General features: G+C 48.7%; 17 protein-coding genes. 8 read left to right on the forward strand and 9 right to left on the reverse strand.

Features of this window, described 5'->3' with window-relative positions; all coding sequences use genetic code 11:
• The 5 genes from H8K52_RS13170 to H8K52_RS13190 all read right to left on the reverse strand — a co-directional run bounded on the left by H8K52_RS13170 (window position 1) and on the right by H8K52_RS13190 (window position 6,786).
• Window positions 1-1,809 carry a CIA30 family protein gene (locus tag H8K52_RS13170; protein ID WP_186923377.1) on the reverse strand — a complete coding sequence of 603 codons (1,809 nt, stop codon included), beginning with the start codon at window positions 1,807-1,809 and terminating at the stop codon, window positions 1-3.
• 126 nt (window positions 1,810-1,935) lie between these two features.
• Entirely contained in the window at window positions 1,936-2,862 is a 927-nt protein-coding gene (xerC, locus tag H8K52_RS13175) for a tyrosine recombinase XerC (protein WP_186923378.1), read from the reverse strand.
• 21 nt (window positions 2,863-2,883) lie between these two features.
• Window positions 2,884-3,543, reverse strand: a complete 660-nt coding sequence (locus tag H8K52_RS13180) for a DUF484 family protein (RefSeq protein WP_186923379.1) — start codon at window positions 3,541-3,543, stop codon at window positions 2,884-2,886.
• A 66-nt stretch (window positions 3,544-3,609) separates the two neighbouring features.
• On the reverse strand, window positions 3,610-4,461 hold the full coding sequence (gene dapF / locus H8K52_RS13185; RefSeq protein WP_186923380.1) for a diaminopimelate epimerase: 852 nt from the start codon (window positions 4,459-4,461) through the stop codon (window positions 3,610-3,612).
• Between the two features lie 18 nt (window positions 4,462-4,479).
• Window positions 4,480-6,786, reverse strand: a complete 2,307-nt coding sequence (locus H8K52_RS13190) for a methyl-accepting chemotaxis protein (RefSeq protein WP_186923381.1) — start codon at window positions 6,784-6,786, stop codon at window positions 4,480-4,482.
• A 341-nt stretch (window positions 6,787-7,127) separates the two neighbouring features.
• Between H8K52_RS13190 and H8K52_RS13195 the strand changes: the two genes are divergently transcribed.
• The 4 genes from H8K52_RS13195 (at window position 7,128) to H8K52_RS13210 (ending at window position 13,033) form a co-directional block, all read left to right on the forward strand.
• Window positions 7,128-10,745: an indolepyruvate ferredoxin oxidoreductase family protein gene (locus tag H8K52_RS13195; protein WP_186923382.1), complete on the forward strand. Its 3,618-nt coding sequence runs from the start codon at window positions 7,128-7,130 to the stop codon at window positions 10,743-10,745.
• A 109-nt stretch (window positions 10,746-10,854) separates the two neighbouring features.
• Window positions 10,855-11,235: a DUF423 domain-containing protein gene (locus tag H8K52_RS13200; RefSeq protein WP_186923383.1), complete on the forward strand. Its 381-nt coding sequence runs from the start codon at window positions 10,855-10,857 to the stop codon at window positions 11,233-11,235.
• A 240-nt stretch (window positions 11,236-11,475) separates the two neighbouring features.
• On the forward strand, window positions 11,476-11,958 hold the full coding sequence (locus tag H8K52_RS13205; RefSeq protein ID WP_186923384.1) for an SRPBCC family protein: 483 nt from the start codon (window positions 11,476-11,478) through the stop codon (window positions 11,956-11,958).
• Window positions 11,959-11,983: 25 nt separating this feature from the next.
• Window positions 11,984-13,033 (forward strand): polymer-forming cytoskeletal protein, encoded by a 1,050-nt coding sequence (locus H8K52_RS13210; protein ID WP_186923385.1) that lies wholly within the window; start codon window positions 11,984-11,986, stop codon window positions 13,031-13,033.
• 188 nt (window positions 13,034-13,221) lie between these two features.
• Here H8K52_RS13210 and H8K52_RS13215 read toward each other — a convergent pair whose 3' ends face one another.
• Both H8K52_RS13215 and H8K52_RS13220 read right to left on the reverse strand, forming a co-directional pair.
• Window positions 13,222-14,097, reverse strand: coding sequence for an ion transporter (locus tag H8K52_RS13215; RefSeq protein ID WP_186923386.1), 876 nt, complete (start codon window positions 14,095-14,097; stop codon window positions 13,222-13,224).
• A 56-nt stretch (window positions 14,098-14,153) separates the two neighbouring features.
• Complete coding sequence (locus H8K52_RS13220; protein WP_186923387.1) at window positions 14,154-15,554, reverse strand: aspartate kinase; 1,401 nt, start codon at window positions 15,552-15,554, stop codon at window positions 14,154-14,156.
• Between the two features lie 222 nt (window positions 15,555-15,776).
• Between H8K52_RS13220 and H8K52_RS13225 the strand changes: the two genes are divergently transcribed.
• From H8K52_RS13225 to H8K52_RS13235, 3 genes are all read left to right on the forward strand, one after another.
• Window positions 15,777-17,123 (forward strand): FHA domain-containing protein, encoded by a 1,347-nt coding sequence (locus H8K52_RS13225; RefSeq protein WP_186923388.1) that lies wholly within the window; start codon window positions 15,777-15,779, stop codon window positions 17,121-17,123.
• 140 nt (window positions 17,124-17,263) lie between these two features.
• Window positions 17,264-19,453: a coiled-coil domain-containing protein gene (locus H8K52_RS13230; RefSeq protein WP_186923389.1), complete on the forward strand. Its 2,190-nt coding sequence runs from the start codon at window positions 17,264-17,266 to the stop codon at window positions 19,451-19,453.
• A gap of 58 nt (window positions 19,454-19,511) precedes the next feature.
• Complete coding sequence (locus tag H8K52_RS13235) at window positions 19,512-20,858, forward strand: serine/threonine-protein kinase (RefSeq protein WP_186923390.1); 1,347 nt, start codon at window positions 19,512-19,514, stop codon at window positions 20,856-20,858.
• Window positions 20,859-21,029: 171 nt separating this feature from the next.
• On the opposite strand, the gene H8K52_RS13240 is transcribed toward H8K52_RS13235, so the two are convergent.
• Together H8K52_RS13240 and H8K52_RS13245 are read right to left on the reverse strand one after the other, a co-directional pair.
• Window positions 21,030-22,346 (reverse strand): lactonase family protein, encoded by a 1,317-nt coding sequence (locus H8K52_RS13240; protein ID WP_186923391.1) that lies wholly within the window; start codon window positions 22,344-22,346, stop codon window positions 21,030-21,032.
• Between the two features lie 267 nt (window positions 22,347-22,613).
• On the reverse strand, window positions 22,614-23,063 hold the full coding sequence (locus H8K52_RS13245; RefSeq protein ID WP_186923392.1) for a MarR family winged helix-turn-helix transcriptional regulator: 450 nt from the start codon (window positions 23,061-23,063) through the stop codon (window positions 22,614-22,616).
• 192 nt (window positions 23,064-23,255) lie between these two features.
• Between H8K52_RS13245 and H8K52_RS13250 the strand changes: the two genes are divergently transcribed.
• Window positions 23,256-24,110 carry a hypothetical protein gene (locus H8K52_RS13250; protein ID WP_186923393.1) on the forward strand — a complete coding sequence of 285 codons (855 nt, stop codon included), beginning with the start codon at window positions 23,256-23,258 and terminating at the stop codon, window positions 24,108-24,110.

Genomic DNA, 24,110 nt, shown 5'->3' on the forward strand with positions numbered 1-24,110 from the left:
TTATTCTTTCAGCAAACGGACATCAGCAATTTGTAATTGATAGTTTCCTGGCGTTGGACCAGCATTAAACCCTAACATCGTGACGATACTAGGATCGAGGCCTTTAAATTTTGTCAGCGGTAAACTGACTTCCTGCCACTCCGCCGCTGCGGTAAATCCTACATTCAGAGGAATATAGCTACCTTGCATCGTGAAGCCAACATTATAGGACTTGCCATCGCCCTTGACCTTAAATTTCAGGACGTTAGCATTGCTCAGATCTGCTGCTTGCATCGGTTGTGTTGCAGGAAAAAACACCACCCCAGCCCATGGAAACGAGAAGCCCGCATTGATATTAGCTTTGATCATTAAGGAGGCTTGTCCGGCCGGCTCTGGCTCGCCGATACTCAGTTCAACGCTAGACTTACCGCCCATCGCGGCATCGGTCGATGCCATCCAACCGTAACCAAAAGGGCTAGCGAATTTCTCCGCGCTAAACAAACTAATGCGTCCATCCGGTGGCAAAGGAATCGCCGAACTCTTCACCGCATTGTCTTTAGCAACTTGCTGCAACTTCTGCGTACGCAGTGGTGACACTATTTCACCATTCTTCCAAATTTCAACGATGCGGCGTGTGGCGCCAATATCAATACTAGGATCACCTTCAACCAATAATAAGTCGGCTTTATAGCCATTCTGTATGCGTCCACGATTGCTCAGGCGAAACGCCTTAGCCGGCGCGGATGTGGCAGCTTCTAGCGCTGCACTCGGTGACATACCGGCTTGCACTAAGGCAGCGAGTTCATGATGCATACTGATGCCAAATTGGGTGCCTCGATTCCCCGCATCCGTGCCAGCTAATACAGGCACCTTGGCCAAGTGCAGCGCAGCTGTCAGTTGCCTCGGGGCCTCTAGTAAATTCTGTTTTACTTCCATCCCGTATGTCGCATTCAAAGGCATGATTTGACTCTTGCTCAGCAACTGCATCAGGTCTCTATCATTCAATACGTCCTGTGCTTTGATGCCAGCGATACTCTCTAAAACAGAAAAAGTCGGAATCACAAAAGCGTGGCGCGCTTTGGCTAAGTTCACCAATTCTTGTAGTTGGTGTGGCGATAGAGTTTTGCCGTTGAACAAATGCACCAAGCCATCCGCACCCGATTTCAGCGCCGCTTTCGCATCTTCCAAGGTACTGATATGCACCACGGCTAATTTGCCGCGTGCATGGCTGGCTTTGATCAAGGCCTGTACTGTCGCGAGATCTAAGCTATTGAAATGGTAGCCAATTCCACCTTGCTCCATGACGATCTTAATGAAGTGCGAGCCCTCGGCGATCCGACGATCTACCCAAGCTTGCGCCTGCTCGGGCTTAGTCAAAGTGTCAATTTCAAAACCATATTCTGTGCCATGTCCTTTGGGCGCGGTCGCTAGAATACCGGCAGAGAACACATCGGACGACTGGGTGTTTTTAAGGTCATCACGACGCTTATGCAGGTCTTGCATAGCAGTTACAGCACTAAACATATCAATTTGCGTGGTGACGCCGTAGATCAAAGGCAAATCTTGATCCTGGTAGGCGTGAACGTGGGCATCGATCAATCCGGGCATTAAGGTCTTGCCCTTTCCATCCACCAGTTTGTGCTCAGCACGAACAGGCCCTTTGAAATCAGCATTGATGATTTTCCCTTGGTCGATTAAGACATGGCGCTCACCTAACATCTTGCTACCGTCAAAGACGCGTACATGCTGGATCAAGGTGGCGGCAGAACAGGTGACGCCGAAGGTAGAAAAGGCGCACACTAAGGCGCAGGCAAAACGAGTCAGTTGCATGATGTCTCCATTGATGGTTAAGAATGGAGAGATTGTGCCGGGATGAGTAGTGTTTTTGTAGAGCAGATTGACATCCATTTCACATGACAAATGTCACCTCAATGGCGCCCCCAAGATTGCCCGTGACTATTTTTTTGCGCGCGGATGTGTCGCGTCATACACTTGCGACAGATGCTGAAAATCTAATGCCGTATAGACCTGCGTAGCAGCAATTGAACTATGGCCCAACATTTCCTGTACCGCTCGTAAGTCACCAGAAGATTGCAGGACATGTGATGCAAAGGAATGGCGCAAAACATGCGGATGTACGTCAGCAGGAATCCCTAGCGCCTGCGCGTGGGCTTTGAGACGTAATTGAACGGAGCGGACTGACATGCGATTGCCTCGCTCGTTCAGGAACAGAGCCCTTTGTTCCGTCTTCAGCAGAGTGGGGCGAAGCGCCAACCAGTCTTGCAAGGCGACCAAAGCGGGCTTACCAACAGGTACGATGCGTTGCTTATTTCCCTTGCCAGTCACATGGACTTCCGCTTGCGCAGCGTCGACCCAACCTGCGCTGGAATAAGTCGCATCGCTGTAATCACGCACATCCAGACTCACTAATTCTGAGACCCGCAAACCGCTAGAATAAAGTAACTCAAACATCGCACGATTAGCGAGAGGCGAGGCATCGTCACTGCCATGATGGGCAACCAGATGAACAGCGTCATCGGCGCCCAGGGCCTTGGGCAAAGACTTGGTCTTTTTCGGTGCTTTGATGCCTTCGACTGGATTCGCTGGCATGCTTATTTGTTCAGCTAGCCAACGATAAAAGCCACGCCAGCTCGACAACTTACGCGCAATACTGCGGGGATTGAGTTGCTGGGCGTGTAGTTGTGAGGTCAGCCTGCGGATATCGAAATAGCCTAGGCTTTCCAAAGGCCGTTGTTGGGCAAAGTGACGCAACTCTGCCAAATCTAAACTATAGGCACTGATGGAATGTTCAGATAACTGCCGTTGATGACGCAGAACATCAAGATAGCTTTGTATCCAATCGTTCGGCGGCTCCTGACTCATGATCGCTGATCAGGTGGCGTACTAAACATCGATCATGCAAAGTAATGCAGCGCTCGAGGTATTAGCAATTTTGGATAAAAAATCTGTCGCCATATCTTTGGTAAACCTTGCCGGATCAGGCGATCCTAATACCAGCAAGCCAAAGCAAGGATCTTCCGGACTCAAGCGCAAAGGCAACATCGCAATTGACTTCACTGGCTGAGCGGCTTCTATCCATGCTGCAGCTTCAAAGTCATTATTGGCGCCACAAAATGGGGTGCGCAAACCTTTCGCGAACAACTGTACATCTTCGGTCGTTGGGGCGGCGAACCAAGTGTGGGTGAAATCAGGAGCAACATCCCACAGGCGCAAAGTGGCGTGAGGCAAGTCGAAAATTTCTTGTAAATTTCGCGTCAAGATGTAGGGCAAATCCACATCATTGCGCGCCATCAGCAACTCACGTGTCCACTGCTGAAAGCGATGCGTAATTACATCGTTGTCTTGCGCGATCCGCATTAAATCCGACAAGCGCAATTCCATCACTTTCAATTTTTCACGAACCACTTCCATTTGCCGTTCTTGTAGCGAAATCGTGCGTCCCATCACTGGGCTGGTTAATTTAATTTGCGCCAATAGTTCTGCATGCTCTTCAAAAAAATGCGGATGTTGACTCAGGTACTCAGCGATGTCATTGCTATTCATGTGCTTAAACTCAATTGATGATGTGTTGGAATAAAGGTGTGTCGATTTGATTTATGGTTCTTATTCTCAAATCTCAATCTCACCCTCAAAAACGACGACCGCGGGTCCACTTAAGAAAACTGGCTGGCCTTCACCAGCCCACGCAATTTGTAAATCACCGCCATGCATCGCGACCTCAACCGGACTTTGTAAAACCCCACGCCGTATCCCTGCCACCGCCGCTGCACAAGCGCCGGTGCCACAGGCCAGAGTCTCGCCAGCGCCGCGTTCGTAAACCCGCAACTGTACATGATGAAAATCACGCACTTGCATAAAGCCCGCGTTGACGCGTTTATTAAATAAGGGATGTCTTTCGATTGCAGGACCTTCACTGGCGACAGGATGATGCAAGACATCATTCACAATTTGTACCGCATGTGGATTTCCCATCGAGACACAAGAAATAGTCGCAACATGGTCGGAAAGCGGTAGCAAATATACGGTGTCGGCACCCTGCGTTTGGGTCGCTAAGCCTTGTGCATCAAAGCTAGAATCAGTCGGTACAAAACTGGGAACACCCATATTCACCGTGATCCTGCCATCTTCAGCAATGCTAGGGTTGATCACACCGGACATCGTCAAAACGCGAATACTGGACTTGGTCGTCAAACCTTTATCAACCACAAATCGAACGAAGGCGCGTGAACCATTACCACATTGCTCGACCTCACCGCCATCCGCATTAAAGATACGATAACGGAAATCGACCTCATCCGAGGGTGCAGCTTCGACGACTAAAATCTGATCAGCACCGATGCCGAACCGACGGTCAGCCAAAGCGCGCCACTGAGTTTCGGAAAAGTTAATCTGTTGATTGATGGCGTCAATCACAATAAAGTCATTGCCAGCGCCATGCATTTTGGTAAATTTGAGTTTCATAACGAGATTATAAGCCCACTACGCCGACTTATACACACCGCAGCCAAGCACAATCTCGTCACTGATTCTTTCTATATAAGAGGTTTTTACCTCAATTCGGTTTAATAGCGGGTTTTCGATTGCATAATCCACCCAGCCGCCTTTATCGGGTAAGGAAAAAGCATCTTCCACCAACTTACGTCCATCTAGTCCAGGGACATTGAAGAGATTGACCGAGAGCTTGGCGGCATTGCCAGCAAACGCGCGGTACTGTCCGTTACGATCAAAGGCAAACACATACATGTCCCGGTCAGCATATAGTTTTTCAGGGTCTTGGGTAATGCGATCTAACAAATCCATGCCATAAGTACTAAACAAACTCATCGCACTTTTAACCAAGGCTCGAGCCTCGTCCGCACTACCTTGACGTAATTTGAATGCCGACACTACCGCGGTTAGACGAGCCGCCCGCACTTCCAGTCCAGTCGATGCTACTTTTGCATTTTCTGCCATTTCGCTATTACTCTTAGTAATCGAGTCAAGTTCGCGGATCGCATCTGAAATAAGTGTCAAACTTTGACTTTGTTCGTTGGAAGCCGTGGAAATCGCATTGATGTCCTCCGCCAGATTTCGGATACCGCCGACAATGTCCGACAGGGTTTCATTCACCTCATAAATCTGCTCTACACCAGTTTCAACCCGATTCACCGAATCATCAATCAGACGACGGATCTGACGTGCCGCATCGGCTGAACGTTGTGCCAAATTTCTCACCTCACTCGCCACCACGGCAAACCCCTTACCTTGCTCGCCAGCATGCGAGGCTTCAACCGCCGCATTTAACGCCAAGATATCCGTTTGAAAAGCAATCTTATCGATCATGCTCACGATCTCTTGCACTTTCATAGCACTAGTGTGTATGCCTTGCATAGTTTGTACCGCCGCACGCATCGTGTCGTTACTAGACTCCGCGATCAGACGTACGTTCGAAGCCAGATTGTCGACCGATTTCGCATTCGCGGCGTTCATCCGCACGGTTTCGCTGAGCGTTTCCATACTCTTGGTCGTATCAACCAGACTAGACGCTTGTACCTCTGTTCGGACAGCCATGTCATTGATACCTTCGGAAAGTTCTTTCCCAAGATCTAACACCATGCTGGCATTGGTTCTGACGTTGGCAACCAATGCTGACAAATTGAAATTCGCTTTATCAATGGCGATCGCCGTCTTCGCCAGTTCATCGCTGCCCTGAACTTGAATACTATGGGTCAAGTCTCCTGCCGCCACAACCTCAGCAGCATGCTCTAAACTTTCAACGGCTTGAACCAGATTGAGGTAAAAACCAAAGGATAAATAGAAGGCCACCAGCATACTAATCAACAAAGAAAAAATCACAATATAGGCTTGACGATTCAACTGTTGAACACGTTCTTGGAGTAGCTGCTTGAGCAGCGATTGGGTTTGGGTTTCAAATAAATAAGTCTGAGCTAGGGCTTGCTCAGCACTTTTTTGAATGGCATCGGCCTGTGCCGCTTGTAATTCATTGAAATAGTGTTTTTGAAGTTGCATCACAAATTGCTCACTAGCCTGCAATGCCCTTTGTTGGACTGGAAATTTGGCCACATCGGCGCGCAATAGAGCGGCTGCCACACTATCGCTGTTCCGCATGGCTAGTAACAAACGATCCCGCAATGATTGCATTTCTGCGACAGTCGCAGTACTCGTATTGGCCGCACTAAACGCCTCGGCGCTTGCAAAGCTGAGGCGAGATAAACTATCAATCCATACTGGTAATTTTTGCAAACCCAGATCCATTAATAGATACGTGTTCGCCTCGGGATCAAAGAGCAAGCCACTTTTTTCATTCAAAAGCGCATTGAACGCAAATAGTTTTTCCAAACTTGCATGCAGACTTGGGATGTCTTGTTGGGTGATTTTTTTTTGTTCTGCCAACTTCAGCAATTCATCGGCAAGGGGCTTCCAATCGGCGCTGAGCTGAAATGGATCGTCTTTAAGCAAGCCATCAGTACGGTTTTGCACCGCTTTTTTTAAGACCCCTTGAATGGTAGTGGGGCTAGTTTGAGTCCTAGCAGACATGCGCATTTGCTGCAGTATGTACACCAACTCTGTATTCATTTGACCAAAGCCGACGCCATCCAATTCATTTTGCGCAATCCTGATTTGGGTATTTTGTTTAGCCAGAAGGGCAACGGCGAATAACAGGCCAATTAACAAAACACTGCCAAACATTCCCAATAATTTTGTCCGCAAACTGAGCTTACTCATCATTTGCAAACAAGGGTGCATGATTCCAGTCATTAGTGAACTACCAGTAAATTTCGTCATGATGTCTTTCTATCGGCTCATTATGAAACACACCTAAGTATTCTCGCAGATTTTAGTTGGGGATATGCTCACATGTGCGGTTCCGCGACAAAAAAATTGCTTGTTGCTAATTCATCGCAACCAGTACACTTCAGTAAATTGTCAGTCATACTGTACTGGTCTTTTTGGTAGTGACTGTGCATGGGGAGCCAAAGAGTCGCGTGTTACTGTGCGAGCCTCGTAATTTAGACCCATTTTGGTTCACTTTTAGGCTTTGAGCGTATGATGCAGCCACAAGCTAGCAATATCCGTTTCAGGGCACAGGCACATTCAAGCCACATTAGAATAATTCCGGAGGCAGCATGAATTCACCCAATAAGATCGAGCAATCTGCAGTCGCAGACACCTATGCAGATGCATCGATCAATACCAAAGTTACCCTAGACGATAAGTACACCTTAGAGCGCGGTCGCGCTTTTATGACCGGCACCCAAGCCCTGATTCGCCTAACGATGTTGCAACGTCAAGCCGATGAAAAAGCCGGTTTGAATACCGCTGGTTTCTTGACTGGCTATCGCGGTTCACCACTAGGTGCGGTCGATATGACGGCAGCAAAAGCCAAAAAACACCTAGACAAATACCACGTCAAATTTCACCCAGGCGTGAATGAAGACTTAGCCGCGACGTCGGTGTGGGGCACACAGCAAGTGAATCTGTTCCCTGGTGCAAAATATGATGGCGTGTTCGGTGTCTGGTATGGCAAAGGCCCAGGCGTGGATCGTTGCGGCGACGTGTTTAAGCATGCAAACTTAGCGGGTACATCGCCACACGGTGGTGTATTGGTAATTGCTGGTGATGATCATGCAGCGAAATCCTCGACGGCGGCGCATCAAAGTGAACATATTCTGAAAGCTTGCGGTATTCCTGTGCTTTACCCGTCTTCAGTCCAAGAATATCTCGACTACGGTTTGCACGGAATCGCGATGTCACGTTACACCGGTTTGTGGGTGGCGATGAAATGCGTGACCGATATCGTCGAATCTGGTTGCGTGGTCGATATCGATCCAGATCGCGTCAAACCTGTGATTCCTACTGATTTCGTAATGCCAGCAGACGGCGTGCATATCCGCACCCCAGATCCGATTTTGGCGCAAGAAACGCGCATGAATAATTACAAATGGTATGCAGCTTTAGCTTATGCCCGTGCCAACAAACTGAATCAAATCATCTGGGATAGTCCGAACGCCAAAATCGGTATTATCACTGCTGGTAAGTCTTACCTCGACACACGTCAAGCTTTAGCGGATTTGGGCATTGATGAACAAGTCGCCAAAGATATCGGTATTCGCTTGTACAAAATCGGTCTAACTTGGCCTTTAGAATCCGACGGCGTACGCGAATTTGCGACAGGCTTGGAAGAAATCTTGGTGGTTGAAGAAAAGCGTCAGATTCTGGAATACGCATTGAAAGAAGAGCTCTATCACTGGGAAGAAGCAGCACGTCCACGCGTAGTTGGTAAGTTTGATGACACCGGCGAATGGACGAATATTCAGGGTAGCGGTCACGGTGAATGGTTATTGCCAGCGACTTACGAACTCAGCCCTGCTCAAATCGCCCATGCGATCGCTTCACGTATCAGCCGTTACTTCGCTGGTCATCCAGTTGAACAACAAGTCAAAGAACGCGTCGCATATCTAGAAGCGAAAGAAGCGGCATTGAATTCGGTATCCAAACCAGATGCGAACAAAGACCGTATTCCGCATTTCTGTTCAGGTTGCCCACACAATACCTCGACTAAAGTGCCAGAAGGCAGCCGTGCTTTAGCCGGTATTGGCTGTCACTACATGGTGACTTGGATGGATCGTGAATCCACAACCTTTACGCACATGGGCGGTGAAGGCGTGACTTGGGTTGGCGCAGCTCCGTTCACCACCGAGAAGCATGTGTTCTCGAACTTGGGTGATGGTACCTATTACCACTCAGGCTTGCTGGCTATCCGTGCAGCGGTATCCGGCAATGTGAATATCACTTACAAGATTTTGTTTAACGATGCGGTCGCGATGACTGGCGGGCAAGAATTTGACGGTCCACTCGATCCAGGCATGATCTCACGTCAGATCGCGGCAGAAGGTGTATCACCGATTATCGTGGTGACTGACGAGCCAGAAAAATATCCAGCGAATTATCCATGGGCAGCTGGCGTGACCATTCGCCATCGTAGTGAACTCGACGCAGTACAACGTGAATTGCGTGAATGCAAAGGCGTGTCCGCGATGATTTACGACCAAACCTGTGCTTCTGAGAAGCGTCGCCGCCGGAAAAAAATCGGCAAAGACGGCAAGCCTGGTTTCCCTGATCCAGCTAAACGTGCTGTGATCAATGAAACCGTCTGCGAAGGCTGTGGTGATTGTGGTGTGCAATCGAATTGCTTATCGGTGGAGCCTTTAGAAACTGAATTCGGACGCAAACGTCAGATCAATCAATCTTCATGCAATAAGGATTACTCCTGTGTGAACGGTTTCTGCCCAAGTTTTGTGACGGTAGAAGGCGGTAAATTGAAGAAGCCAGCGAAGACGAAAGTCGAAGCGGGTGGCGCATTTGATGTCAGCAGTTTGCCAGCACCAGTCTTGCCAAGCACAGCAACGCCGTATGGCGTGATCGTGACTGGCGTAGGTGGAACAGGCGTGATCACGATTGGTCAGATCATGGCGATGGCGGCGCACTTGCAAGGTAAATCCTGCTCCGTGTTGGACATGACAGGTTTGGCGCAAAAAGGTGGCGCGGTGATGTCGCACGTGCGTTTAGCAGACAAAGCCGAAGACATCCAATCCACACGTGTTGGTACTGGCATGGCTGATCTTGTCATCGGTTGCGATTTGATTGTGACCGCTGGTAAAGACGCCGTTTCTCGTATGGGCGAAGGTCGTACCCAAGGTGCGATCAACGCCAGCAGCAGCCCGACGGCGACGTTTATTAAGAATCCTAACTGGCAATTCCCAGCGGGTTCAGCGGAAGCGGAAATTCGCAAAGCTTGCGGTCAAGACCGTGTTGATATGGTCGATGCAACCACGATCGCCACAGCTTTGATGGGTGACAGTATCGCGGCGAATATGTTTATGCTGGGTTACTCATGGCAAAAAGCTTGGGTGCCTTTGACTGAAGCAGCGTTAATGCGCGCGATTGAATTAAACGGCGTGCAAATCGACTTCAACAAGCAAGCTTTCAATTGGGGACGTATCGCTGCAAATGACTTAGCTGCAGTACAGCGTTTAACCACGCCAGCACAAGTGATCGAACTCAAACGTGCACCGACATTGGAAGACACGATTGCGAAACGCGTAGCATTCTTGACCGACTATCAAAACACTGCCTATGCACAAATTTATAGCGATTTTGTGAATCAAGTCAAAGCAGCAGAAAGCAAATTAGTGGATGGCAAAGGCTTGCGTTTGACTGAAGCGGTCGCAAAGTATTTGTTCAAGCTCATGGCGTATAAAGACGAATACGAAGTCGCTCGCTTGTACACCGATGGAAAATTTAAGCAAAAGATTGCTGACATGTTTGAAGGGGATTACGCGATTAATTTCCATCTAGCTCCACCATTATTGGCGAAGCGTAATGACAAAGGCGAGTTGATCAAGCAGCAGTTTGGACCATGGATGATGAAGGCTTTTGGTGTGTTAGCTAGCTTCAAATCTCTGCGCGGCACGGCACTGGACGTGTTTGGCTATACCGAAGAACGTCGCATGGAACGTGCTTTGCCTGTCGAATACAAGCAATTGATCAGCAAATTATTGCCACAATTGAATGCTGGAAATTTATCAAAAGCTGTGGCGATTGCAAGTATCCCTGAGGACATTCGCGGCTATGGTCACGTCAAAGAGCGTCATTTCAAATTAGCGAAAGAGAAAGAAGCAAAGTTAATAGCAGAGTTTGCGATGTCTGAAACGAGTAAAATTTCAGCAAAATCTGCAGCATAATCATTAGCATGCTAAAATCGCTCCCGTGTGTGTAGTGTAAGTGTGTAAGAAGAATGACCGGCTCGTCCGGTCATTTTTTTCGTCTGCAATTTTTGCGAAAGTCATGTCTATGAACGAACGCCACCTGATCGCTTGTGCGGCGATCAATCTATTGATCGCGATTGCTGCCGGTGCTTTCGGAGCCCACGCGTTAAAGAATTTTCTCAGTACCGAGATGCTGAGCGTCTGGCAGACCGCTGTGCAATACCAAATGTTGCATGGTCTCGCTTTATTGGCGCTGGCAAATTTGTTACCTCGCTGGGACGCGAAAAAGATACGCTGGAGTGCAATAAGCATGCTGCTTGGTATCGTCCTATTTAGTGGCAGTCTGTATCTGTTGGCAGCTAGCGGCATCCGTGTACTCGGTGCGATTACGCCACTAGGAGGATTGGCATTTTTATTTGGATGGGCAAATTTAGCTTGGGCAGCTTTGGCGGAAAAATCAACTTAAGAATACCAATTCCACCCAGATTTCCCACTAGGCGCACCTGCGGTACTATTTAAACGCTGACGGCGCATTTTTTGGTCATGTTTGCTTCTCTGCATTGCTTTTGAATGTCCTTAGCTCGCTATTGACGCCTCGTTCGCAACAAAACTGACTCAAAAAGTGTACCGGTCCACATCACAAATCCGAATGGAAAATCTGGGTTAAAAGCTGGTGTAAACTTCACCCAAATCACAAGGACTCAATATGAAATTTGAACATCTGGTTGAAATCAATGATTTAGCCAATCCAAGCATTCCCGTCATTACCCGTGAACAGCTGTGGCGCGGTTTAGTTCTGCGCGCAGAATCACCAAAATTATTCGTCGATTATATCGATGAATGCAGTATCACCGAGCGCACCGAGCTCTCCATGCAGCGCAGCTTACGCTATGGTGACTTACGCATCATTGATCAAGTCAGGTTTGTACATCAACAGCATGTGCATTATGATGTGCCCTCGCAGCAAGACATTCCGCAATCGTCTTTACGTATGAGCATAGAAGAGCCAGTACCCAATACTTTGTTTGTGCGTTTTGTGTATGACAATGGGTATACTGCTGAACAAGATATCGAGAATGAGATGTACAACGCCTATCGCCGTTCTGCCTATGAAGAGGCTGATGTTGATACGATTCGACTAATCCGCGAGCTAGCAGAAGCTGGACGCCTAGATTCCTTACCATCCTGATTTTTCACCAAGACTAAGAGCCAAAATGACTACTCCTGCACCAGCGCCTTTCCTGGCGAAAAAACTCAAACGCAAACAATTCGCCAGCACGGGCGATGCCCATATCCAAGGCGACTTACAAATTACCAATCAAGTCATCATCGGTGGTGATTTGTTAGTCGATGGTAATTTAGAAGCCGAAGAAGTTTTTTGCCTCGGTAAATTAACGGTGACAGGCGATATCAAAGTTCAATCTTTATATGTTGGTCAAGCACTTGATTGCGCTGGTGATATTGAGGTCGAGTTCTTGTTAAAAACCGGATGTAATGCCGAATGGATGGCGCGCTTGCTAGAATTGGACCAAGCCAAGCCAGCAAAAGATGGCAGTGCCTATATGGATAAATTGGTGCATCCAGCAATTCTGAAACGCGATGCGCACCATGAAACCTTTGGTGGCTATGGCGACATCCAAGTACTCGGCTATCTCTCATGTGACGTGCTCGATTGCCATGGCAATTTGCAGCTCGATGATGTGTTGGACGTGGCTGAAGTGCAATACGTTGGCGGTCATCTGAGCGCCATCGCTATCGCCGTTGATGGTGATGTGAATGTCAAGGGTGAAGTGTTTAGCGAAACCGATATCGCCGTTAATGGTGGCTTGTTTGCTGGTGAAGTGATTTGCCAAGGCAATCTGAGCGTAGGCTCGATTCACAGCCACGGTGATATCAGCGCATGGGGAACCATTCGTGCCGTTGGTCAAATCACCAGTTTGCAAGGTGAAATCCACAGTGGTCGCTGGATCGCCACCAAAGGCACAGTTTACGCCGCGAAGTACATCAAAGCAGGTGAAGCCGTGGTCGCAGAAAAAGGCATCACTTGTGGCGCGGACTACGGCATTTTGGCCGCCACGACTGTCAAGCGCTCTTTATGGGAAGTGCGCGGTTTTGTCTCCGCACCGACCAAGCCAAAATTGATTTTGTCTGGCAAATTTATTGAAGACAAAAAACTCAAACACATCGACGCCTTAGAAAAGAAGCGCGACTGGGAACTCGATTGGGAAGTACCACGTCGCTTGCAGCGGGATATGATTGGGTAGTCAGTTTTTTTGCGATAAAGGCGGCGTCTCATCACAAAGCCGCCTCTGAATTCTTGTATCAGAAGTCAAAGAATCTCTAGCAATGAGAACAAAAAAGAGCAACCCAAATAACTTCAGTCGCTCTGTCATTACACATGACTGAATTCGCCTTGACCTCTCAAGGACCAAATCAACAGTCGCTTACTAAGCTAATGCTGATATGGCGTCAGTGGCGCACCACAATGTTGACAAAAATTCGCATCGGCTTGATGCCCCTCGCTTAAACATTCATGGCAAGTGCGTGTGGTTGACGTCAATGTCTGTCTCGTTTCACGGCGTTGAGCGGTCATTTCGGCGGTTACAATCCCAGTTGGTACGGCAAGTACACCCCAGCCCATCAGCATCATGGTCGAAGCGATCAAGCGCCCGAGGTCAGTCTTTGGTGTTATGTCACCAAAACCTACGGTGGTCATGGTGGTGATTGCCCAATAAATACCCGTTGGAATACTAGTAAAGCCGTTCTTTTCGCCCTCGACCGCGTACATCACTGTTCCCATCACGACCACGACCATCAACACGACGGATAAAAACACCATAATTTTGCGAGCACTGCTACGCAAAGCAGATCCTAAAGTGGCAAATTCGGCGAGGTAGGCGGTTAGTTTAAAGATGCGAAATATTCGCAATAAGCGCAAGACGCGAATATCCACCAGCACATACACTTCGGGGAAAAACAGCGCCAAGTAACTAGGTAGCATCGCTAACAAGTCGACAATACCGAAGAAGCTCAAAGCGTATCGTAGAGGATGGCGCACACAAATTAATCTGGCCACGTACTCGATCGTAAACAGCGCAGTAAATCCAATCTCTACCCAGCTAAATAGCGAGGAATACTTGGCATTGATAGTTGCTACACTACCCAGCATCACAAATAAGACGCTTAACAAAATCGCTAAGATCAGCGCGATGTCGAAAGCACGTCCAGCTTTAGTGTCGGCCTCAAAAATAATCGTGTAGAGGCGTAGACGCCAGCCTTCTAAAGGCCGGCCTAGAGTCGTCTCACTGATCGAAGGGGCTGGATTCATCTTGTTTTTGCTAGTAATAAAATGGTGCTGAACGAAAACCAAGCGATCACGGGCTGCTAGCCAAAAAATTCACTATGCACGGCTTGCAAAGCGAGCTTTCTATCCTCTTGGTGTACCAACATATAAGCAGCCACCTCACTAGCACCCGCCGCAGCTAAGCACACTCGCACGCCACTGGCGATCGCCGCTGACAGTGCGCGACTGGCAATGGCACTGCCTACATCAGACGCTTCTAATACGCCATCACCGACCACCGCCACAATTGCCACTTCGGCATTGCGCGATACTTCCACCACACCGGCTAAATGATGTTCTGCCACGATGTCATAAGCGGCGTCCAAATGATCACGCGCGAGCAAAATATTGATCGCCGTTTGTGCGGTCAATACGCTCTTAATATTAATGCCATGACTGTCTAGCGCATTGGTGACTTGCGCCAAGATGCCCGATTTAAAACCAACGCCAGGACCATGCAGTTTAAGGATCGCCACATCTTCGGTTGAGGTGACACTTTTCACCACGTCTTTGGTCACTTTGCGTTGATTATTGATCATCGTATAAGGCTGTAAGCCGCGTTCTGGGCGGGTAATGTTCAAAATGCGAATCGGAATGTCTTGGTTAAACAAAGGTTCTACCGTACGTGGATGCAAAATCTTTGCACCGAAATACGACAATTCTGCCGCTTCTAAATAATTTAATTGCGCAATTGAACGCGGGGAGCTCACTGTCCCCGGGTCAGCACTTAAGAAACCATCGACGTCTTTCCATACATCCAAAGATTCGGCACCGATGCAGCAAGCAATCGATGCCGCTGAATAATCAGAGCCACCGCGGCCAAACAAGGTCGCTTTACCGTCGCGATCTACACCATAAAACCCTGGCACAATAATCACGCCATCACCTTCTAAAGCACGGGCAACAGATGAGGTACTCGCGGCAAAATCACAAGCTGAATTACCAAACACACCGTCAGTGATCAAGCCAATATCTTCGGGCAAGGCTTCGCGCGCCTCAATACCACGGCTAAGCAACACTTCGGTTAACAGCAAACTCGACAGCCGTTCACCATAACTCAGGATCGCATCGTTCACAAATGTCGGCACATCGCCTATGCAGTGAATGCCAGTCAAGTAGCGATCTAACTGATCAATACGCACAGCCAAAGCTTGTTCGATCCGATCACGTTCCGCTGGATCGGCCACGTTCGCCTCGATAATTTCACGTTTTAAACGACGCAAATGTAAGGTGTAGTCCTGACTTTCTACCAATGCCGCTTTGGTGCCTGCGCCTTCTTTGGCCGCTTGTACGCAAGCAATCAAGGCATTAGTGATGCCATAAAAAGCGGAGACGACCAATACCAAAGGACGCTGATAGCTTTGTACGACGTTGATAACGCGATCGATATCTTGCGCCTGACGCAGGTTAGATCCACCAAATTTGACAACAATCTTTTTCATTCCAGTTTCCGGTTGTAGTGAGAGTCGCGATGCTGCTGACTTAAAGAAGCTGGCTAGGTTACTGCACCGGACGTTGCTGGTCAATCTTATGGATTTGACTTTTGATTTTGTTCAACTCACTTCTTGGCTGGAGAAATAGCGAAGAAACAGCCGTCTGTTCTGGGGATTTAGCGATCCCATTTGAGACTACAGTGTTGTCAAACAGCGCCACTGAAGTTCACGATGAATCAAACGCAAGTACTTGACCTAAGCCAAAGTCTCCCCCCCCAGACTGTGAATGAACACGCGTGCACCACGACGATGTTTGTACGTTTCAGCGGCTATGATCCGCGCGCCGCTGGTGGACGTCAGACTTTGAAACTAGAATTACGCGCCGATCTGGCGCCATCGATACGGCAAATAAGCTTTCACTTTCGCTCTGAGTTAATTAGCACTTCACAGCGTGAACAAACACTACACCGCACACCTTCAGGGATATGGCCGCCACTGATGCTCAGCTTTTCGAGCAAGTATAAAGAACATGGCCAGTACCCATTGGAAGTACGACTGCATTACCAAGACTCTACGGGTGATCCCCATTTATGGACCTGCACCGCGACCATACTTTTACCACGCAGTAACGCGAGTTTGAGTGAAATTCACCAAGTCTTTTTGGCTACGCAAAAGAATGTCAGGGTGCTAGCCGAAGATGGCGCGATTGCCAAGCTCAGTGGCCTGCATCATGCAAATGATTCCAGACATGCGAATCTGGACATCGCGATCTATGCTAAAGATGCGGCGATTGCCCAAGTCGACATGAGCAGTAGCAGAACCAACGATGGTGGTAAATGTGAACTCGGACTGAGCAGCATCGCCTGGGACGAAGAGTTAATCGAAGTCGCCGTCCCACATTTGGCAAACTTGGCCGAAATCAATTTACCACCGGCATCTGTAGAAGCACTCCCAGCGCCAATCGACGCTCAACACAATACCGCCAGTCTGGTAGCAAAAACACGCGCAACGATTCGTTTGTTCGCCTTAAAAGAATGGCTGTTAGGCCGTATGGATGCACAATATCCGGCGGCCGATATTCTGTTACATCATGATGACCCTAAGCTCACGCGTCGCATTAGTGCAAAGCACGCCATTTTGCGCCGCACCGACACTGGTGGTGTGGAGATTATCGATACCTCGCGCTATGGTGTCATCGTTGATGGTGTTATTCTAGAAAAAAATCAAGCTATGCAATTATTCGCTGGTATGCAAATCGACTTTTGTGCCAACATCAAAGGCATCGTGCAGTTAAGAGTCGCGCAAATTTTCCCTCACGCGCTGGTGTTGCAAAAGCTAGTCAATACGCAGGTCACTGAGCTTCTTTACTTGATTTCACCGGAGCTGCGGCCAGAAGCTCACATTCACACACCATTTCACACACCGATTTTTTTCCATCGTCAGGGACAATTTTGGTTTCATGATCAGCAAGCTTTACAAGATCACCGACTTGACACTAGCAGTGACTTGTCGTCTTGCCATGAACATTTGCACGGCTACCAATACCAACATACGCCTTATCACGATAGGCTGTCATGACAGGCTATTGTATAAGCCCGATTTGAGCTGCTTTTCCCCTTCTTTTCATCTCACTCGATAAAAAAGGGAGTGCTATTCTTTTCCTCAGTGCAATTATTTTTTAAATGTTTCCGAGGCAAGGCCTGGAGTAGGAGTTTGGTATGCGCAAGTTATTTGCTAGTCCTAAAATAATTTGTGTTCGTTGCGAGCATGAAAATCGGCGAGATTCTGACTACTGCACCCAATGCGGACTCATGCTGGGCAGCCCATTTCACGACGCCATTTTACGTCAACAACGCTGGATCCCGGCCGACGATGAAGTGGCAATATTCTTTGCTGTGCAATCGGTCGCTAACATCGCCAAAGAACATTTTGAAATCCCAGCGCGTGCCCGTGCCTTTATTCTGCAAGATCAACGTAGTGTTGAGTTGTTTGCTGGCGACTACGATAGTGTCAGTCTGCTCGCCAAAACTAGGCACTTTGCACCCGATCAGCCTTTATCGATTTTAATTACCCGCTCCACGCCCTTCGCGCTCCACTTTGATTTTGACCACCTGCATACGGCTGAATTTTTGCCGATGCGGGCGAGCTGTTTAGTCCGGGTCAAGATCGATCAGATTACCAGTTTCGCCCACCATTTCATGAGCGGGCCAGGTAGTCTGACGACCGTACAATTACAAGAGTTATTTGCCGCCAGTATCAGGCTGTCTTTACAAAGCTGGCTCAGCAGTCAATCACTGCGCAGTATCGAAGATCAGGCCGATCTGATGACGCAATTAAACGCCCATTTACTCGCCGACGTGAACCAGCAGCTGGCGAGCTTTGGCTTCGCGGCGACGCAGGCGACCGTACCAGAACTACGCCATGACAAATTATCGGGCGACAGAGAGCAATTGAGTGAACAAGCAACCAGAGCGAATCTACAGATTGACGCACAACGCGTCGAATTAGCGCAGGCAAAAGACAAAAACTCTCTGTATAACGAGCGCGAATGGCAACGCATTGCCAAACAAGAAGAGCAAGTACGACTGCGTTACCGCCATGAAGAAATGCGTCAGGAATTTGGCAAAGATCTAGGCTGGCTGTATCTACAAGGCGAACATGACAAAGCAAAAAAGCGACTGACACGCGCCAAGTTACAACAGGATGAAGCGGAGCGTTTGCAAACCCTGCGTCTGCGCGAAATCGATTTGTACGAACAGATCGCCACAGCCCATAGCCGCAAACAAGCACTCACGCAAGAAACCGCTGACACTATCCGGGCGTTAGAACACCAGCTCAAAGAAAAATCGGAAGCGCGTCAAAACGAAGCCGATCAATGGCTACATATACGCACTCTGGCGCGTATCAAAATGCGCTCCGAGTCTGAGCTATGCCAACTCCATTGCAAACAAGCGGCACAAGCATTGCAACAAGACATCACACAGCAAATTCAAAGGCTACAGCTAGAACATGAAATTGCACAAAGCCGCTTAATCGCCGACCAAGAACTACAGGTGCTGCAGGCGCAAAATCTACGCGAAAAGCAAGAAAAACTGGAACAACGCGAACAAGAATTAGAAGATGAGCGCCAAAAAAATCGTTTAATACAGATCAGCCTAGAAACAGAAGTCAGGGCGCGTGAATTTCAACGCATGCAAGCGTGGGAAGACGAGCTTCAACAGCAGCGCTATCGCGATTTACACCGAGAAGAACAAGTCAAAGACACCGATACCGAACTCAAAGTCGCACAAGTACAAACCAGCATCGATAGCCTACAAAGGGAAAGCGAACTGGCACGCTCGGTCACCCAACAAGACAAATTATTGCGCACCTTGGAAGTGCACCAGCGCCTAGCGCAGCAAGAACAGCAGAAAGCGGCTCACGCCGTGGAGCTGGAAAAGAGTCGTGCGCAGATTAGTCAGGATGAAGAACATCAACGTTGGCAGCGGCAACAACAAAGCGTAAACGCAGAACAGCAACAACAAATTGCGCTTGCCAAGATGGAAATCGAACGTCTAAGTAGCATCGCCAATTTCAGCGAAACTGGCAAGATCGCCACAGCAGACGTGCCAAATGCCACGGCCTTAGCGGAAGTCATGAAATTGCAAACGCAAGCAGGCATGAGCGCAGAACAGATTTTGGCGGCACAAGCAGGACAATCGATGCACGCGGCACAGGCTATGAGCGCAATGGCACAAATCCAGCAAGGCATGAGCTTGGAGCAAGTTATGAAAATGCTACAGGAACGCTTACGTGAAGAACGCGAGCAAAGGGAAGTGGAGCTGCAAAGACGGCATCAGATTGATTTAAATATGGTACAAAACTTTGGGCAGCACCGAACGCCTACGCAGCCCAATGGTAGGAAATGACAGCTTTATAGATAGCTATCCTTGTCAATTAACACCGAGCAGTAATCCAAGCAAAATCATGCAGAAGCCACTACAAAAAATTCGAGAATTGCGTGATCTGCTCAATGAAGGGCTACTGACCGAGCAAGAATTTACCCAAAGAAAAAACGCCATCCTGGACAATGAGTTCGGCCCCAACGGTCAACTCGGTACATCCAACAAAGATGATGTTTCAAGCGAAGGCACCGACCTCGGCTTCATCGCCGGGCAGGAAATTGGCGGGCAAGCAAAACGCTACAAATTAGAACGGCTGTTAGGCCAAGGTGGCATGGGGCAAGTGTGGCAAGTCACGGATCTGGCCACACAGGCAGCCTTGGGCCATAGCGAAAAACTCGCCTTAAAAATATTACCGCCACAGTTCACGCAGAGTGCATTGCATACCCGCTTATTGATAGAAGAAGCCTCGCTGGTCCGCAAACTCGCCCATGAAAATATCGTCAGAGTCTACGACTGGGCACGCGATCCAGCTACCAATAGTTATTTCATCATGATGGAATACCTAGATGGACAAGACCTCGATACCTATCTCAGCAAACATCAACGTTGTGATTGGCAACAAGTGCTAAGCATGTTGCTACCAGTCGCCCATGCGCTGCAATACGCCTGGGATAAACACAAATTGGTACACCGCGATCTCAAACCCAGTAATCTCTTATTGACCCAACAAGGTGAAGTCAAACTGCTCGATTTCGGCATCTCAGCACGTCTACGTAGCCAAACCAATGCAGGACTGAGCACCACAGGCTTTGCCAGCACCCGCTCACCGCATGCGGGTACCGCCGGCTATCGAGCTCCGGAGGCGGGCAACCAACAAGCACAATACACCCCAGCTTTGGATGTGTATGCAATGGCGATCATGATCTATCAATTGCTAGAGGGCGTCTTGCCTTTCGGCGAATATCGTCACCATCAGCAAGTCGCAAAAAAACCAAGCGCATTGAGTGAAAGGCAGTGGCAAGTCTTACAAAGCGGTTTTGCCCTATCCGCCCAACACAGGCCATCCAGTGCCTTGGCCTTATTACAAGCGATGGTGCAAGCAGAAAAAACCGTGCAAACACTTGGCGTACAAGCCACCAGCCCAATCACGCCACAGCTTTCGCCGGCCGACATCGCGGCTCAGCAACGTGCCGAACAAAGACGACAACGCAAAGAATTAGAACAACAGAGACGGCAGCAAGCCTCAGCCGCTTTGCATGCCCTAGTGGAAAAACAGAAACGCTTGCAAGAACAAGAGGAAGCCAAATTGCGTCGTGCAAAAGCGATCCAGTCACAAGAGCCAGACCGCGTCAAAGTCAGCAATATCAGCTGGGAAGAGGCGCAGCGTTATTTAGCGGCGGTGAGTAATGAAGGTGGGCATCTGATGTAGCGAAAATTCAGAAGCAGCATATCGATTCAGAGCTTCTGAAAGTCATCAATACTGCCCTAAGCATCGTCATGCCGGGGTTGATGCGCTTGAATTTCACCGAAAAAATCATCGCATCATCGTGCCATCGCGGCTGACTACCTACCAAGATAAACCTCAAATAAGCACTTCGGTTTAATTCGTCGTCGTAATCGCCACTGGATTTTTTCCACTCGCTATCGGCGCGCCCACAGTGCTCAAGGTTCCCGTGTTGGCGTCGATCGCATACACCAACACCGTATTGTCTATGCTATTAGTGACGTACAAAAATTCCTTGGCAGCGACCATGCCGACCACACCTTTGACTGTGGCAATGCCTACCTTGCTTAGCGCACCAGTGCTGCTGTTGATGGCATAGCTAATAACCGCATTATCAGTCGTGCTGGCGACATAGGCAAATTTGCCGTTCGGCTCTATCGCAATTGCGCTTGGTAAATTGCCAGCAGCTACCTCGCTTGTTTTGTTTAAAGCGCCAGTAGTCGCATCCATGCTGAAAGTGTAAATAGAATTACTGGATTTATTCGTGACGTAGGCGTAATTGCCCTTAGGAGCGATCGTGATCGCGCTTGGTGACATGCCCGTTATTACTGGCGTGCCAGTCGCGCTTAACACGCCCGTACTGGTATTGACGCTGAAGATCGATATCGTATTGGCCGATCTGTTCACGACGTACGCAAATTTTCCATTTTGCTCTATCGCCACCGAGCTGGCACCTGCACCTGCCGCGACGGCAGCGCCTACACTTTTTAAGACGCCCGTACTGCTATCAATACTATAGCCGGACACGCTGCTATCGGATTGATTGGTCACATACAAAAATTTACCACTTGGGTCTATCGCCAGCGAGGTCGGCGTGAGGCCAGTGGGGATCCCATTACCGACAGAGGACAAGGCACCCGTGGTCGCGTTAATAGCAAACGTTGAAAGACTTTGATTGGCAGAATTGACCGCGTACACATACTTAACATTGGCGCTCACCGCAAGCGCACTCGGCGCAGAGCCAGCCATGACTGGTGCAGCGAGACTGGTTAAGGCACCGGTGGCATTGTTGATGCTGTAGGCTGAAATTGAATTATCACCTTGATTGGCGACGTAAGCATAGCGGGCAGTATTGCTGCACACCAAAGTGATGTTACTGACGTTCGCTGCGGCAATCGTGCCGCTGGCATTGCTCAAAGTACAGAGTTGAGCCGGCGCACTCGGCGCAGTCAACACTGTGACAGCATATTTGGCACCATTATCGTAGTAGGAGGCAAACTTGACGACGCCATTCGAGCTGACGGCTAAATTAGCGCCGCCATTATTCTGCAAGATCAAGCCTGAGCCATTCAATCCACTGACAGTCACACTGACTTCGTAGCGGGTGGCAAAAGCATCCAAGCCGCAGCCGGAGCTAAGCAAAGCGAGCACTACACAGGAAGAGATGGCGAACTGGCGTTTGAATGACAACATGAAGTACCTTAGAGAATCTTAAAGTAGGAAAAAGGCTGATCTGAGAGGAAATGACGCAGAGCAAAAACAGATATCATTAAACCATAAACAAGTATCAACAACAATGCGAACTCGGGGCACTCTTCGAGATAGACTTTGCCTCATTAGCCGTCTCGCCAGACATGATTATGCCGGTCTCAATATCTAAGAGGTAAATTTTGCTTGTCGGATCGAACCCAACACCACGATGTTCGGCAGCGTTTTAGCCCTGTTATCACCGCGCAGCAGCTACTCTGAAGTCACTTCCACCGTATGCTTGTTTAAGGCTTCAAATAAAATCGCGAGAGAATCCATAATCTGCGCATGCTTTTCTGCTGGAATGCTATCAAACACTTGAGCAGCATGCGTATTTAGCGCTTGCTCTAGTTTCTCAGCGCGTACCCGCCCCAGCGGTGTCAAACTCAATTGCACGCTGCGCTTATCAAGGTCGTGTGGAACTTTGGAAACGACGCCATCACCGACCAGAGAATCGACGGCACGACTGATCCAGGCTTTGTCTAAAGAAAGGCGTTCAGCCAATGCTTGCTGTGTAATGCCATCGACTCTGAGTAATTCGGTCAACACATGACACTGGACATTGGAGGCACCGTCAACGCAAGAAGTTTGAGCACGCTGCGAGCGTACGAATAAGCGACTGACTTCTCTAACTAAAGAACCTGAATTTGGTTTGGATGGCATAGCAAAGTAGGGATGTTAAGTGAAGACATCATATTACCTGAGTTTTAGTTGTCAAAGACAACCAAATAAACCCCAAATCCAGCACTTCTTCTGCAAATCCTTAGCTGCAATGCTTTGATACAAGCATTTTGCTCAGATTGCGGTATCCTTGCGAACTTCCATGGAAATGCAAAGCAATTTGAATCAGACCGCATGAAGTTGTACACAGAATCAAAAGAGCGCGAGCTAGAAGAACAAGGTGTTATTCATATCGAATTGAGGATCAGACCACGCCGTTTGATCGCGATTATGCTTGTGCTGTTGATGCATGGCGTATTTTTTTATTTGTTACTCAAAATCCGAGCAGATATTCAGAACGGCAAACCCGTTGCTGGTCCCATGATGTTCATTATGGACAAAATTAAACAAGTCAAAAAGGGCGAGCCCGAACCCAAAAAAGCTGCCGCCAAATCGAAGCCGATTAAATCTAAACCCGCCAAGAACACCATCGCCACGCCGCCAAATCCAGATGCGATTGTTGATCCAAATTTAGTAGCAGAGCCTCCCAAAAAATATGAAGATGTCGTACCTGATATGGCGGCAATGCTCAACGCTGCACGTGAGCGCCGGCAAAAAGCGGAAGCCAATGCGGCCAATGAAAATCGCACCGCAGAACAAGGTCAGCGTGGCCTAAGTCCACAGCAAGTCGCGGAAGCCAATGTGAAACGCAGTATGCAACAAGCAAGCGGGCAAGATGGCACCAGTGGTGTTTTTCAAATTGTCAGCAAGAGTGTACGGATAGGAACATTCACCTTCCGTGGCTGGAAGGTGAATAGCAATGGCTGGAAACAAACGATCGAAGTTGATGCTGGCGTCGGCGGTAACTTAGATCTCGCAATGGTACGCAAAATGATAGAAATTATCCGTACCCACTACAAAGGTGACTTCCGCTGGGAATCGAGTCGCTTAGGTCGCGTCGTCAACCTCTCTGCGCGCATCGAGGATAGCGCTGAGTTGGAAGCTTTTATGCTGGAAGAGTTTCCCGAATTTGCTAAACCGAAACGCTGA

The organism is Affinundibacterium seohonense (assembly GCF_014284305.1).
GTDB lineage: Bacteria > Pseudomonadota > Gammaproteobacteria > Burkholderiales > Burkholderiaceae_D > Undibacterium > Undibacterium seohonense.